Annotated in this window: 10 protein-coding genes and 3 pseudogenes; 8 read left to right on the forward strand and 5 right to left on the reverse strand. The window is 71.8% G+C overall.

Going from position 1 to position 13,425, the window contains the following annotated elements:
- Positions 1-25: 25 nt before the first annotated feature.
- A complete protein-coding gene (locus IEY79_RS11150; RefSeq protein WP_189107244.1) occupies positions 26-514 on the reverse strand; it encodes a hypothetical protein in 489 nt (162 codons plus the stop codon).
- A gap of 115 nt (positions 515-629) precedes the next feature.
- On the opposite strand from IEY79_RS11150, the gene IEY79_RS11155 reads away from it, so the two are divergent.
- The 5 genes and pseudogenes from IEY79_RS11155 to IEY79_RS11175 form a co-directional block, all read left to right on the forward strand.
- Complete coding sequence (locus tag IEY79_RS11155) at positions 630-1,955, forward strand: hypothetical protein (protein ID WP_189107245.1); 1,326 nt, start codon at positions 630-632, stop codon at positions 1,953-1,955.
- A 109-nt stretch (positions 1,956-2,064) separates the two neighbouring features.
- Entirely contained in the window at positions 2,065-4,914 is a 2,850-nt protein-coding gene (locus IEY79_RS11160) for a discoidin domain-containing protein (protein WP_189107246.1), read from the forward strand.
- A gap of 213 nt (positions 4,915-5,127) precedes the next feature.
- A pseudogene (locus IEY79_RS11165) lies at positions 5,128-5,313 on the forward strand (ATP-binding cassette domain-containing protein); the annotation flags it as partial.
- Positions 5,314-5,356: 43 nt separating this feature from the next.
- Positions 5,357-5,698 (forward strand): annotated as a pseudogene (locus IEY79_RS37310) (sensor domain-containing protein); the annotation flags it as partial.
- A gap of 623 nt (positions 5,699-6,321) precedes the next feature.
- Positions 6,322-6,783 (forward strand): annotated as a pseudogene (locus IEY79_RS11175) (LuxR C-terminal-related transcriptional regulator); the annotation flags it as partial.
- A gap of 7 nt (positions 6,784-6,790) precedes the next feature.
- On the opposite strand, the gene IEY79_RS11180 reads toward IEY79_RS11175, so the two are convergent.
- Positions 6,791-7,744: a LysR family transcriptional regulator gene (locus IEY79_RS11180; protein ID WP_189107247.1), complete on the reverse strand. Its 954-nt coding sequence runs from the start codon at positions 7,742-7,744 to the stop codon at positions 6,791-6,793.
- An 84-nt stretch (positions 7,745-7,828) separates the two neighbouring features.
- On the opposite strand from IEY79_RS11180, the gene IEY79_RS11185 reads away from it, so the two are divergent.
- Together IEY79_RS11185 and IEY79_RS11190 are read left to right on the forward strand one after the other, a co-directional pair.
- Complete coding sequence (locus IEY79_RS11185) at positions 7,829-8,608, forward strand: sulfite exporter TauE/SafE family protein (RefSeq protein ID WP_189107248.1); 780 nt, start codon at positions 7,829-7,831, stop codon at positions 8,606-8,608.
- Between the two features lies 1 nt (position 8,609).
- Positions 8,610-9,065 carry a hypothetical protein gene (locus tag IEY79_RS11190; protein ID WP_189107249.1) on the forward strand — a complete coding sequence of 152 codons (456 nt, stop codon included), beginning with the start codon at positions 8,610-8,612 and terminating at the stop codon, positions 9,063-9,065.
- Between the two features lie 69 nt (positions 9,066-9,134).
- Here IEY79_RS11190 and IEY79_RS11195 read toward each other — a convergent pair whose 3' ends face one another.
- Positions 9,135-9,986: an oxidoreductase gene (locus IEY79_RS11195; protein ID WP_189107250.1), complete on the reverse strand. Its 852-nt coding sequence runs from the start codon at positions 9,984-9,986 to the stop codon at positions 9,135-9,137.
- Between the two features lie 100 nt (positions 9,987-10,086).
- Between IEY79_RS11195 and IEY79_RS11200 the strand changes: the two genes are divergently transcribed.
- The gene (locus IEY79_RS11200; protein ID WP_189107251.1) at positions 10,087-10,677 is read left to right on the forward strand and encodes a TetR family transcriptional regulator; all 591 of its coding nucleotides are present in this window, start codon (positions 10,087-10,089) and stop codon (positions 10,675-10,677) included.
- Positions 10,678-10,776: 99 nt separating this feature from the next.
- Here the strand turns inward: IEY79_RS11200 and IEY79_RS11205 are convergent, their stop codons facing one another.
- Positions 10,777-11,952 carry a glycerate kinase family protein gene (locus IEY79_RS11205; RefSeq protein WP_189107252.1) on the reverse strand — a complete coding sequence of 392 codons (1,176 nt, stop codon included), beginning with the start codon at positions 11,950-11,952 and terminating at the stop codon, positions 10,777-10,779.
- A complete protein-coding gene (locus IEY79_RS11210) occupies positions 11,949-13,385 on the reverse strand; it encodes an SLC13 family permease (RefSeq protein WP_189107253.1) in 1,437 nt (478 codons plus the stop codon). The genes IEY79_RS11205 and IEY79_RS11210 overlap by 4 nt, the downstream gene beginning before the upstream one ends.
- Positions 13,386-13,425 lie beyond the last annotated feature (40 nt).

The raw sequence follows: 13,425 nt of genomic DNA on the forward strand, positions 1-13,425 counted from the left end.
TCCGGGCCGTTCGGTGCCGGGCCGCTCACACCGAGGAGCCGTCCCCGGACGTGCCGCCCCCGGGCGCGCTGTCGCCCGACGCGGCCTCCTCGGGCGTGATGTGCCGGTGGATGTGGACGCTGCTGCCGGGTCCCTGGGTGCCGAAGGCCGTGCCGCCGGAGTGCGCCGTGACGTTCTGCGTCCAGTGCTGCTCGGTACGGGGCAGGCCTGCCGCGACCTCTTCCACCACGCGCCGCAACTCCTCGGTGGCTTCGGGGTGTTCGCGCAGGAGGGCCGCCAACCGCCGGGCCCAGGGCCGGATCAGCTCCTCGCGCACGCCCTCGGTGTCGTCCTCGTCGGCCACCAGGTGCGCGTCCCCGTCAAGTTGCACGGCGATCGCCGTCGCCTCGTCCTCGCCCCGGCGCCGGAACAGCTCCGCGACGCGTCCACGCGCGCTCTCCCATGTGCTGGTGGCCATGGCGGCCACGATCGTGGTCGCTCCCGTCATCGCCAGCACCGACATCGGATCCGTCATCGACATTCCCCCTGAAGTCCCCGTGTGTGAAAGTCAGCGTAGTGCGAGGTGGCAGGGCACGGAATCATGAATGCTCCTCCTTCCGGGCGGAGTCGACGGGAGGGAGGGGTCGGGTATGGCCGGGCGTGCCATCTGGGACGATGCCGCCGGTATCGACCGGCGGGCCGCCGGACACCTCAGGCCGAGGCACCGGAACGTACTGGGGGAGCTCATCACCTCGGTGCCCTTGGCGGACGGCGTACGGCTGGCCAAGCGGTACGCCGATCTGTTCCCGGCGGACCACCGTGACGCCCCTCTCCTCGCCCGGCTGACCGCGGCGGACGAGGAGTCGGTGATGACGGTGACCGCGACGGCGGCCGACGCCTCGCGTTCGGTACATCCGCTCGTCACCGGCGCCGCCGAGTGGCTGTCCTTCGGGGTCGACGCTCCCGTTCTCACCCTCACCGACCACGAGGCCGACGGTCGCACCCGCGTCGCCCTGCTGTCCGACGGCTCCTGGCGGGACGTCTACCTGGGTGAGCTCCACCATCACGCTGTCGCGTGCGTGGACGAGGAGAACGTCGTGGCCGTCCGTGACGAGCCCGGGAAGGGCAGGGCCCTGGTGCACTACCGGCGTGGTGACACCGTCCACGTCTCGCACGGCAGGGCCCTGACGGGTATGCGGCCCGCGGGCACGGCCGCCGGCTTCGTCGCGGGTGCCGCGCTGTCGCCGGCCGCGGCGGTAGCCGGTCCGCAACTCGGCCCCGGCTTCGCGGACTTGAGTCCGTTCGGCATCGACACCGCCCACCGTCTCGCCGTCTCGCCTGACGGCGGCGCGGTCGCGTTCGGCGGCAGCACGGACATCGTGGTCCTCGACGCCCGACTGGAGCGGCTGATCGCGCGCACCGTCCTGCCGGTGCCGCACGGGCCGGTACGGGAGCTGACGTTCACCGGAGCCGGTGAGCTCGTCGCGTGCGGCATGGACGGCGGGCTCAGCCGGTGGCGTACCGAACCGCACGAGGCGCTCGTCCTGGCGGCGGTGGGCAAGGCGCCCATGCTCACGGGCCTGTACGCCGTCCCGGCCTGGGGTGTGCTGGTCGCGGACGTGGGCGGCGAGGCCCGGCATCGCTTCTTCGACCCGGTCACGCTCGGGCCTGCCGACTGGCCTCGTCCCCTGATGCCGCTACGGGATCGCCCGGGGGTCCTGCGCACCGTCGCGGCGTCGGCCAACGGCCGGTTCGCCGCCGTCGGGAGGCTCGTCGCCGGGAAGGGCTTCGCCCTCACCGTCCACGACTTCCACCATCCCCTGGCCCGGCTGCTGCGCCCGGTCGGATCCCTGACGGCGGAGGATCACACGGCGCTCGGACTGGTTCTCGGCGAGAGCGGCCAACTCGGCCCCGGTGAACGGGCGGTGCTCGAGCTGCTGGAGGCTGCCGCGGCGCACCGGCTCCGGGCCACCTGAACACACCGACGCACACGCACCGCTCACACAGCGCCACCCGTAGGCGTACCACCCCTGCACACGCCACCTCTCGCACCATCCCCGCTCACCCCCCTCGAAGGAGAGACACATGGGGCAGGAGAGAACGACGCGGTCCGCCATCCCCCGGCGGAGCCGTACGACCCGGCGACACCGTTCGCGGTACGCGGCGATTCTGGCGTTCGCCCTGGCGGTCACGCTGGCCGTCCCCGGCGGCGCGCTCGCCGCACCCGCCGGACCCGCCGCCGTGGCGGACGCGCCGTCGCCGAGCGCGCAGTGGGACGCCCTGCGGCCGAAGCTGGCCGGTATCAAGGGAGTCTGGACCAGCCAGAGTTACCCCGGCTCCGTACAGAACACGATGCCGGACACCGCCCTCCTCGGGAACGGCGACGTGGGGGTGACCTCCGGCGGCAGCACAGGCGTGAAGTCCTTCTACGTCTCCAAGGGCAACTTCTGGAGCGGCAACCCCGCGCGCCCGGCGCCCATCGGCGGTGTGACCATCCAGGGCACCGCCCCGCAGAACAACGGCAATCTGGCACTCGGCGCCACGGCCACCGCCAGCAGCACCACGGACCCCTTCGCGGCCTCACGGGCGGTCAACGGGCAGTGGGGCAGCGGGTACGAGGGCTGGGTCTCGGCGATCGGCAAACCGCAGTGGATCACCCTCGACCTCGGCTCCGTGAAGTCCGTCGCCCGTTACGTGGTCCGCAACGACAACGCGGCGCGCCCCGGCAACGCCGCGTTCAACACCAGGAACATGACGTTCCAGACCAGTACCAACGGCTCCTCCTGGACCACCGTCAACACGGTCACCAACAACACGGCCGACGTGATCGACCGGACCATCGCCGCCGTACAGACCCGGTACATCCGGCTGAACATCACCGAGCCGACACAGAACACCACCCCCGACTCGACCGACAACCCACGGGCGCGCGTCGGCCAGATCGAGCTGTACGCGAGCGGCGGCGGTACGACCCCGCCCGCCGAGCCGTTCCGCGAGGAGCAGCACATCGTGGACGGGTCGATCACCACGTCCGTGTCGATGGGTGACACCCCGCTGTCGATGAGGACTTGGCTGGCAGCCGAGAAGAACGTGCTGGTCACCTCTGTCACCTCGGCCGGCACAAGGCCGGTCCAGCTCCAGGCGTCGACGTTCGCGGGCGCGGTGGGTGGCGGCAACGCCAGTTACGCCAATTCGGCCGGCGTCAACGGGCCGGTGATGTGGGCGGAGCGTGCCACGGCCCCCGGGGCCAACTGGGTGTCGCGCGGGGCGCTGGCATCAACGGTCCTCGGTGGTACGGGGGTTCAGCCGCCCACGGTGTCCGGCCCGACGGCGAGGACGGTCTTCACCCTCCCGGCCGGCCAGACGGCGCACCTCGTGACGGCGATCGCGGGCGGCGGCCGGAACCCGGTGGCGCCGCGCAACGACGCCGTGGCGCTGGTACGGGCGGAGAACACCGGCTCGATCGGGACACTCGACACACAGCGGGTCGCCTGGTGGAAGAACTACTGGATGCGGTCTGGCGTCAATCTGAACGACGCGGCGCTTGAGCGGTTCTACTACCCGGCGCAGTACTTCATCGGTGCGTCGAGCCGGCAGGGCAGGACCGCACCGGGTCTCTTCGGCATCTGGACGACCACGGACGCGCCGCAGTTCAACGGTGACTACCACTTGAACTACAACGCGCAGGCACCGTTCTACGGGGTCTACTCCAGCAATCGTCCCGAACTCGCCCTGCCCTTCCATGAGTTGATCCTCGGCTATGTGCCGGAGGCGCAGCGCCGGGCCAAGCAGGACCTGCGACGGGTGAAGCCGGACTACGTCGACCGGCGCTTCCCGAGCGGCGGGGTGCCGTCGGGGGTGCTGTACCCGGTGGGCATCGGGCCGTTCGGCTCGACGAGCGGATCGACCACGGACGACCAGTACCACCAGCAGGTCTCCAACTCCCTCTTCTCCGCTACCCAGTTCATCTCCTACTACGAGTACACGCAGGACCTGGACTTCCTGCGGACCAAGGGCTATCCGTTCCTGACGCAGGTGGCGCAGTTCTTCGAGCACTGGCTGGAGCGGAACGCGAACGGCACGTACACCCTCTGGGGCGGGCCGCACGAGGGCACCTGGGGCAGGAACTCCTCGCCCGACATCGGCATGCTCAAGCAGGTGCTGACAGCGGCGATCTCCGGGAGCGAGACGCTCGGGGTGGACGCGGCCGAACGGCCCGTCTGGCAGAACATCCTGAACAACCTGCCCGCCCAGCCGACCACCGTCCTGGGCGGCAGGACTGTTTACTCGCTCGCGGAGACCATGGAGGGCTCCGACACCAGGGTCATCCGCCCGGGGGACAACACCATCAATCTCGAATTCGTCCAGCCCGCCGATCAGTTGGGCGTCAACTCGGACGCGGGCCGGCTCCAGGTCGCGCGCGACACGGTCGACGCGATGAACAGCTGGGACCAGCGAAACAGCTTTCCGAAGGTCTTCACCCAGGCGGCCAGGGTCGGCTATCCGGCGCAGGCGCTGATCGACCGCCTCAAGTCGGTCCTCTCCGCGCGTACGGCGGCCAACCTGCGGATCACCGACCCGAACCACGGGATCGAGAAGTCCGGCACCACCGAGGCGATCAACAGCATGCTCGTCCAGAGCGACCAGGGCGTCGTCACGCTCTTCCCGGCCTGGCCCGCGACGAAGGACGCGAGCTTCTACCAGCTCCGGCAAAAGGGCGCGTTCGTGGTCTCCAGCTCCAGGACGGCGGGCAGGGTCGAGTACGCCGACGTCCGGAGCGAGGCGGGCGGCACGCTCCGGCTGAAGAACCCGTGGGGCGGCGGGGCGTTCCGGGTGACCGACGCGAACGGCGACACCGTGCCGTACACCACCCCGGGAGGGGTGATCACGATCCGGACGACGGCCGGGCAGACGTACCACGTCAACCCGGCGTGAACCCGCCCCGACAAGGGTGAGAGCGCGCGTGGCGCCGTGGGGACCTCCCCCGCGGCGCCCGGCGGATCGACGCTCCCCCGCATCTGCCGGCGTCCCGGCTCTGGGGGAAAACCCCCAGGTCGGGTCGGAGGAAAGCCACGTTCCGGCAGGGGGTGCCGCGCGCCTAGCGTGAGGCTCAGTGAGCACGCCAGGAACACGGTGCAGGGAGTTGCGATGATCGAGGCCCGAGGTCTCACCAAGCGGTACGAACCCACACTCGCCGTCGACGCGTTGAGTTTCGATGTGCGGCCGGGTGCGGTGACCGGTTATCTCGGCCCCAACGGGTCGGGCAAGTCGACGACGATGCGCATGATCAAGGGCCTGGACCGGACCGACGCCGGGGAGGCCACCATCGGCGGCCCGCGCGCTCGGCGACCTGCACCGTGCGCTCGCCGCACGGCTCCTGGGAGAGCGGGTCGCCACCCCGCCGCCTTTCCGCCCCGGCCGGGGGATCTTCGGGCGGCTCGACGCACGGCTGAGGGACGGCACGAGTTGGCGGGCGGCCGCCTACGTACTGGCGAAGCTGCCGGCGTGCTGCTTCGGGCTGTACGCCGTACTCATCTGGCTCGTCGGACTGATCGACGTGGCCACGCCCCTGCTGTGGACCCTCGGCGGGCAGCACCCCGAGGCGGACGACCCGGAAGGCCTGCCGATCGTGACACCGCTGCCCTTCGGCGGCTTTCACGTCACCACCCTGCCCGGCACCTCCCTCGCGGTACTGCTCGGCGTCGGCACACTCCTGCTCGCCCCCTGGGCCACCCGTCTGGTCGTCGCGGCGGACCGCTGGCTGATCCGTGCGCTGCTCGGGGCAAGCACGCTCGCCGAACGGGTGCGGGATCTGGAGGAGACACGCGCACTCGCCGTCGACGACTCGGTCGCGCTGCTGCGCCGGCTCGAACGCGATCTCCACGACGGCGACGGCGCGGACAAATGGCCGCCGGAGGTGGCGCGGGTGCGTGAACTCGTCGACGGTGCGCACCTGGGCGCCGTCGAGGCCCTCGCGGAGCTGCGCGATCTGGCCCGCGGAATCCATCCGCCCGCTCTCGACGACGGGCTGTCCGACGCCCTGACAACGGTGACCGCACGCTGCTCAGTACCGGTGGAGCTCTCGGTGGACGTACCGGTGCGGCCGACGCCCGCGATCGAGACCATCGCGTACTTCTGCGTCACCGAACTCCTCACCAACGTCATCAAGCACAGCGGCGCCGGACGGGCCGTCGTCCGGGTCAGTCAGCGGGACGGTGTGCTGCGGCTGCACGTCACCGACGACGGGCACGGCGGCGCCGCCCTCGGCGCGGGCAGTGGTCTGACGGGGCTCCTTCAGCGAGTACGCACGGTGGACGGCGGCATGGAGATCACCAGCCCGGCGAGGGCCTTCGCGCGGCCATCGACATCCGGCGCGAGTACCCCGGCACGGGGGTGCTGCTCTTCTCCCAGTACATCGAGACGAAGTACGCGACGCGGCTGCTCGCTGCCGGCTCGGCGGGTGTCGGCTATCTGCTCAAGGACCGGGTGGCGAATGTGGCGGAGTTCACCGACGCGCTGTCCCGTGTGGCGGCGGGCGGCACCGCGCTCGACCCGGAGGTGGTCACCCAGCTGGCCGGGGCGAGCAGCCGCGCCGCCGATCTCGCGCCGCTCACGGAACGGGAGCGCCAGGTGCTCTCGCTGATGGCGGAGGGCCGCTCCAACGCGGCGATCGCGCAGTCGCTCACTGTCTCCGCGGGCACCGTCGAGAAGCATGTGGCCGCCGTCTTCGACAAGCTGGGCCTGCCGGCGTCGCAGGACCTGAACCGACGGGTACTCGCGGTCATCCGCCATCTGCACGCGTGACATACCGTCAGCCGCCTTGCTGATGCCGCTCCTCGGGCGGTTCTCCGGGACCGCCGTGGGAAGTCCGCTCGGACCGTGCCGCGTCGCGCAGATGTTCCGCGAGAGCCGCGGTGGCCTTCCGCGACGTCCCGGCCTTCGCGCCCCAGGCCAGCAGATGGAGCCGGCGCGCCCAGGGTTCGTCCAGTTCACACACGTCGAGCGGCCGGCCGGGGTCGACGGTGCGTCGCGGTACGACGGCGAGCCCGACCCCCGCGGCGGCGAGGGCGACGAGGATGTTCAGGCTCGCGACGGTCGTGCGGTAGCGCACCACGGGGGCGTGCGGGCCGAGGTTCTTCTCGATCCACCCGCGCAGCGAGGAGTCGGCGTCGAGACCGACGAGGGGATGCTCGGCGACCTCGCTGTAGGTCAGGCCGGTTCGCCCGGCGAGGATTCCGCCGGCCTGGCCGACCACGACGAGGGAGTCGTCGCCGAGAGGCTCCATGTCCAGGCCTCGGTCGCGGGCCTCCTCGTCGTCGATGACGATTCCCAGGTCCGCCTCGCCGTCGGTCAGCATCCGCAACGTCTGCGGGGTGCGGCTCTCGGAGACCCGGACGTCGACGTCCGGGTGCGCGCGGAGGAACGAGACCAGGGCCCGCGGTACGAATCCCTGCATGGCGGAGCCACCGCCCAGCAGGGTCAGCGGCGCGGCCTCGGAACGGGTGTAGCTCGCCACCGCGCTCTCCAGCCGCGCCGTCTGGGCGAGGACGTCGCGTGCGTGGCGGGCCAGTGTCGTCCCGGCCGGGGTGGGACGTACGCCCCTGCGACCACGGATCAGGAGTGCCACACCGGCGGTGTGTTCGAGCGCGCGCACCCGCGCGCTGGCGGACGGGAGACTCAGATGTACCCGGCGGGCGCCTCCCGTGATCGACCCCTCCGCCAGGATGTCGAGAAAGAGCCGCAGGTCGTCCAAGTCGTAGCGCATCCGCTCCAGCCTAAGGCAGGGGCTGAGGCTGGGTGCGGCAATGACGCATTGTGAACCGCCGGGGAACCGGGTGATGCTCGGCGGGTGACCGAGATCGCGCTCGTCCTGCTGGCCGGTGCCGTCGCCGGAACGCTGAACGCCGTGGGCGGCGGAGGTACGTTCGTGGCGCTGCCCGCGCTCGTCGCGGCGGGGCTCTCCCCGGTGACGGCGAACGCGTCGTCGACCATCGCCCTCGTGCCCGGGGCCCTGGCGGGTGCGTGGGTCTACCGGCGTGAACTGACCCCGGTCGGGGGGACATCCACCACCTCGCTCACGGCGGTGAGCGTGATCGGCGGCGCGGTCGGTGCCGGCCTGCTGCTGACCCTGCCGACGGCCTCGTTCAGCGCGGCGGTGCCGTGGCTGCTCGCCTTCGCCACGCTGGTCCTCGCCTTCGGCCGCCCCTTCTCGCGTGCGCTGAGCGCGGCGACGGGCCGCTCGGCCGGTACCGGCATGAGCGCGCGGGCTCTGCTGATCGCGCAGTTCGTCCTTGCCGTGTACGGCGGATACTTCGGCGGAGCCATAGGCATCATGATGCTGGCGCTGTGGAGCATCGGGCTCGGTCTGGACACGGCGGCTGGCAACGCGATGCGGATCGCCCAGGTCGCGGCCGTCTATCTCAGTGCGACCACGCTGTTCCTCGTCGCCTCGGACGCGCTCGGCAGGCCGCTGATCCTCACCGCGATGCTGTTCGGCGGGGTGGCCGGCGGCTTCGCGGGCGCCCACCTCGCACGCCGACTCCCCGCGCGGTTCCTGCGCGGCACCATCCTGACCGTCGCCGTCACCATGACCGTCCTCTACTTCCTGCGCGCGACGGGGGGCGGCTGACATGGCCGCGGAGGCCGAGGGCGGCACGGGAGCGCCGTACACGGACGCTGCGCGGGCGAGGCTGGAGATGGCCTTCGCCGCGTACGAGCTGGCCGAACTCGCCCGCACCGCGGTCCCGATCGGCGAGTACGAGCTGAGGCCCGACGGTACCGCCCGCTCGGCGGGCTCCGCGTCGGCCGACGCCGCCCAGGTCCTCGCGGCCGCGCTGCGGTTCTGCGAAGCCGCGGCCGCCTTCGAGCGTTTCGGGGAGGAGCCGCGTTCCGGCGAGACGAAGGCTCCGGCGGGCGTGGGGAGTTGGTGGCGGCCCTACCTGGCCGCCGCGCCGCTCGAAGCGGCCCGCGACCTCGACGACTGGGTGTTGCGCCACCAGGACGGGGACCGCGATCCCGGCGCCGCGCCGGTGTCCGGCGGCCTGGTCCGGCGGACGGATCCACCCCGTCCGGGGATCGGCGGGTGAGTCGACGTGGCGCGCCGCGAAGGCCCGGGAGAGGTCGCCGGAGGGTATGGCTCCGCACCCGTGCTGTCGTCAGACGGCCGCCTCCGCCGTGGGGAACGCGGTGGAGCCGCTGACGTCGGCCCACCGCGCGGCCTCGGCGGCACGTTCCTTCGATGCCTTCTCCGCGTAGGTGACCGCGTCGGCGCCCAGCAGGATCCGCAGCGGGGGCTCGGGGCTGTTGACGATGTCGATCAGGACGCGGGCGGCGCGGGCGGGGTCGCCCTGTTCCTTGCCCTCGTTCTCCCGGCGGTAGGCGTGCATCCGTCCGACGGTCTGCTCGTAGTCGGGGCTGGGCTCCAGGAGGGTCATGGACGAGCCGGCCCAGTCGGTGCGGAAAGCGCCGGGCTCGACGATGGTGACCTTGATGCCGAGTGGCCCGACCTCGGTGTTCAGGACCTGGGAGAAGCCCTCGACGGCGAACTTGGCGGTCTGGTAGGCGCCCATGCCCGCGGTGCCTCCCACGCGTCCGCCGATCGAGGAGAACTGGAGGAAGTGACCGGTGCGCCGTGCCCGCATGTGCGGCAGCGCCGCGCGGGTGACGTTGACGACACCGAAGAGGTTGGTCTCGATCTGGGCCCGGAAGTCCGCCGGGTCCATGTCCTCGATGGCCCCGGAGTTGGCTTGGCCGGCGTTGTTGGCGACCACGTCGAGCGAGCCGAACGCCTCGACCGCGACCGCGACGGCGGTGCGGGCGGCCTCCGGGTCGGTGACGTCGAGGGCGACGGTACGGACGCGGTCGCCGTAGGTGTCGGCGAGTTCCGCGAGCTTTTCGGGCCGGCGGGCGGTGGCGACGACGTTGTCGCCGGCCTCCAGCGCCCCCTTGGCCAGTGCGTACCCGATGCCGCGGGAGCTTCCCGTGATCAGCCAGGTGTGGCGTGCCATGATGCGCTCCTTAATACCTACGTACTAGTTGGTTGGTACTTCCATGGTGCCTCGCCCCACACCGGTTGGCAACCTACTAGTTGGTAGGTAAGCTGGGTCCATGCCCCGCAATCCGGACGCGACACGAGCCCGCATCATGAAGGCGGCGACCGACGAGTTCGCCACGTACGGGATCGCGGGCGCCCGCATGGACCGCGTCGCCGAGCGGGCGGCGAGCAGCAAGGAACGCATCTACACGTATTTCGGGAACAAGGAACAGCTCTTCGACGCCGTTTTCAGAAACTACGTCGAGGAGTCCCTCGCCGAGGTCGACTTCGACGCGCACGATCTCCCGGCGTACGCGGGCCGTATGTTCGACCACTTCGCCGACGACCCCGAGCGGCTGCGGCTGTCGACCTGGTACCGCCTGGAGCGCGCCGGGGCCACGCCTCTCCAGACCCTGATCGACACCAACGATCTCCGCGTCCGCCGCATCGCCGCCGCGCAGGACGACGGATCGGTCCCGTCCCACTTCAGCGCCGTGCAGCTGCTGGCACTGATCCAGGCGCTCTCGACGTCATGGGCGACGATGAACCCGGAGTTCTCGGCCCTGGCCGCGCCGATCAGCCGCCGCAAACGGCGCCGTACGGTGGTCGAGGCGGTGGCACGCGTCGTCGGCGTCACCGCCGATACTCCTTCCGGCGCCGAGTGACCGTCCTCTGGCCACGCCGGTTCGAATCCCTCACCGAGCGGCACGGACACCGGCCCGGACCGGGCCCGCACACCGCCGGCGCCGCACACCGCCGACGCCTCACGCCGCCCGGACGGCCAGCCTCGTGCCCAGCTCCAGGATCCGCAGGGAGCGCTCCGTGGCGTCCGCGAGGATCTCGCTGCTGCCCTCGATCGCCTCGGGCAGCGACATCGGGGCCGGCAGGATCGCGCTGTAGGCGTCGACGCCGATCGCCCGCACCAGGTGCGCGCCCGGCCCGATCGTGCCCGCGAGTACGAACACCGGCACCCCGGCCGCATGCGCCCGGCTCGCGACCTCCGCGGGGATCTTGCCCCGTACCGTCTGGTGGTCGAGCGCCCCCTCGGCCGTGATCACCAGATCGGCGCGCGACAGCCTGGCGTCCAGGTCGAGCCGGTCGAGCAGGACTTCGAAGCGGGGCAGGAGCCGGCCGCCCAGCGCGGCGAGTCCCGCCCCCAGACCACCGGACGCGCCGGTGCCGGGGGCCGTCCGCAGATCGATCCCCGGCGGCAGATCGCGGGTGAGGACCGCCGCCCAGCGCTCCAGGGCCGTCGACAGCACCTCCACACCGAAGGGGGTCGCGCCCTTCTGCGGCCCGAACACCCGCGCCACGCCGTGGGCACCGCACAGCACGTTGAAGGGGTTGCAGGCCACGAGCAGTTCGGTGCCGGCGAGGCGGTGGTCGAGTCCGGACGCGTCGACGCGGTCCAGTTCCACGAGCGCCGCACCGCCCGGCGGGAGTTCGCGGCCACGGTGGTCGGTCACTCGCGCCCCGAGCGCCTGGAGCGCTCCGGCGCCCCCGTCCGACGTGCCGGAGTCCCCGCAGCCGACGAGTACGCGCCGCGCTCCCAGGTCCAGGGCGGCCCGGATCAGCTCACCCACGCCGTACGTGGTGGTCTGCGCCGGATCACGCCGGTCGGCCGGTACGAGGGCGAGACCGGCGACCGCCGCCATCTCCACGACCGCGGTGATCGGTCCGGGTCCGTCCTCGCCGATGAGGGCGAAGTGCGTGCTGACAGGGCGCCCGACCGGGCCCGTCGCGGTGCGCCGCACCAGCCGGCCGCCACCGGCGACGGCGAGTGCCTCCGCCGTCCCCTCTCCCCCGTCCACCAGCGGAATCAGATCGATGTCGGCGTCGGGGATCACCCGCAGGACGCCTTCGGCGATGGACTCGGCCACCTGGGACGCGGAGAGGCACTCCTTGAAACCGCTGGGGGCGATGACGATGCGGTAGCTCATGGCTGGGTCTCCAGTTGGACGGGCACGCCGAGCAGCGGCCAGACGGCGAGGGCGAAGAGCAGCACGAGTGCCGCGGTGAGCGGCGCGAGTACGGCCGAGAGCCGCAGGAGGTCGCGCGGGGTGTACGTGGGAGTGCCGGCGGGCAGGTCGGCGAAGAGCGCGACCGGCTTGGCAGACGCGGGGAGGGTGTGGCAGAAACCGGCGGCGGCGGTCGAGGCGAACGCCGCGGCGACCGGATTGACGCCGGCGGCGAGCGCCGCGGCGATCACCAGCGGGACGAGCACGGACGACCTGGCGGAACGGGACTGGAGTGCGAGATGCGCCGCCGTACTGATCACGATCACACCGGCGAGAAACATCCACGGCGGCACCGACGCCCCGCCCGGCACCCACCCCACCAGCCAGTCGGCGGCCCCCGATTCGGCGAGCGCCGTGCCCATCGCCATGGTCGCGGCCATGAAGAGGAGCAGTGGCCAGGGCACCGTACGCAGACCGTCCTTGAGGCGCACCGTGCCCAGCGCCGGTGAGGAGGCGACCACGGCCCCGATGAGTGCGACCACCGCGGGCGACACACCGTGGAGCGGTTCGCCGCACCACAGCAGGACGACCGTCCCCAGCAGCAGGAGACACCGGGCCTCCGACGGGGTGAGCGGTCCTTCGACCGGTGCGTCGGAGTGCTCCTGGATCTGTGCCGTGGTGATCCGTACGGGCCCCGTCCGGTCGCCCCGCCGGGTCGTCGTCACCAGCACCAGCTCGGCGGCCAGATGCGAGGAGACCACGGCGAGCGGCAGCCCGAGGATCAGCCAGGCGACGAAGCCCAGGTCTTCTCCCGTCCGCTCCCACAGCACACTGACGGTGATCAGATGCGCGCCGGCGCCGATCAGTGTGGCGACGGCGGAGAGCAGGATCACCGTGGGGAAGAGGAGCGCGAGCATCACCACCAGCCGGGTCCGGTCGGCGAGCGCCTTCGCGAGCGCCAGGAAGACCGGCAGGGCGAGCGCGGCACGGCCCGAGGTCGCCGGCACGGCGAAGGCCGTGACGACCAGCCCGGCCGTCGTCAGATGCACCAACTGCCGTACGGTGGCTGCCCCGCCGACCAGAAAGGCGGCGGCGCGGCCCGCGAGTCCGGTCTTGGTGACGGCGGTGGCCAGGACGAACGCGCATATCAGCAGCCACACCGTCTCGTCGCCGAGCGTCGCGAAGAGCGTCTCGCTGCTGATCACCCCGGTCGCGGTGAGCACGAGTCCGGCGCCGAGTGCGACGTAGGTGTCGTCCACCGAGGTGGCGATCCAGACGCAGGTGGCGAGGGGGAAGACGATGAGCGTGAGCCGCGCGTCGCCGCTGAGACCGGGGAAGTTTCCCGGCACGGCGAGCAGGGCGCAGAGGCTGAGAACGGCGCAGAGGCAGAGGGTCTGCCGGAGAGACAGGGGCACGACGATCAGCCTGGGGGTGGGCGGTGAGACCCGAATGAGC

Origin of the sequence: Streptomyces camponoticapitis (genome assembly GCF_014646115.1) — a bacterium.
Taxonomy (GTDB): domain Bacteria; phylum Actinomycetota; class Actinomycetes; order Streptomycetales; family Streptomycetaceae; genus Streptomyces; species Streptomyces camponoticapitis.

What these genes read in the sequence shown, in the direction of transcription:
- IEY79_RS11205 (WP_189107252.1), bottom strand. Translation starts at nt 11,952, where the DNA reads ATGAGCTACCGCATCGTCATCGCCCCCAGCGGTTTCAAGGAGTGCCTC.
- IEY79_RS11195 (WP_189107250.1), bottom strand. Translation starts at nt 9,986, where the DNA reads ATGGCACGCCACACCTGGCTGATCACGGGAAGCTCCCGCGGCATCGGG.
- IEY79_RS11180 (WP_189107247.1), bottom strand. Translation starts at nt 7,744, where the DNA reads ATGCGCTACGACTTGGACGACCTGCGGCTCTTTCTCGACATCCTGGCG.
- IEY79_RS11160 (WP_189107246.1), top strand. Translation starts at nt 2,065, where the DNA reads ATGGGGCAGGAGAGAACGACGCGGTCCGCCATCCCCCGGCGGAGCCGT.
- IEY79_RS11150 (WP_189107244.1), bottom strand. Translation starts at nt 514, where the DNA reads ATGACGGATCCGATGTCGGTGCTGGCGATGACGGGAGCGACCACGATC.
- IEY79_RS11155 (WP_189107245.1), top strand. Translation starts at nt 630, where the DNA reads ATGGCCGGGCGTGCCATCTGGGACGATGCCGCCGGTATCGACCGGCGG.
- IEY79_RS11200 (WP_189107251.1), top strand. Translation starts at nt 10,087, where the DNA reads ATGCCCCGCAATCCGGACGCGACACGAGCCCGCATCATGAAGGCGGCG.
- IEY79_RS11190 (WP_189107249.1), top strand. Translation starts at nt 8,610, where the DNA reads ATGGCCGCGGAGGCCGAGGGCGGCACGGGAGCGCCGTACACGGACGCT.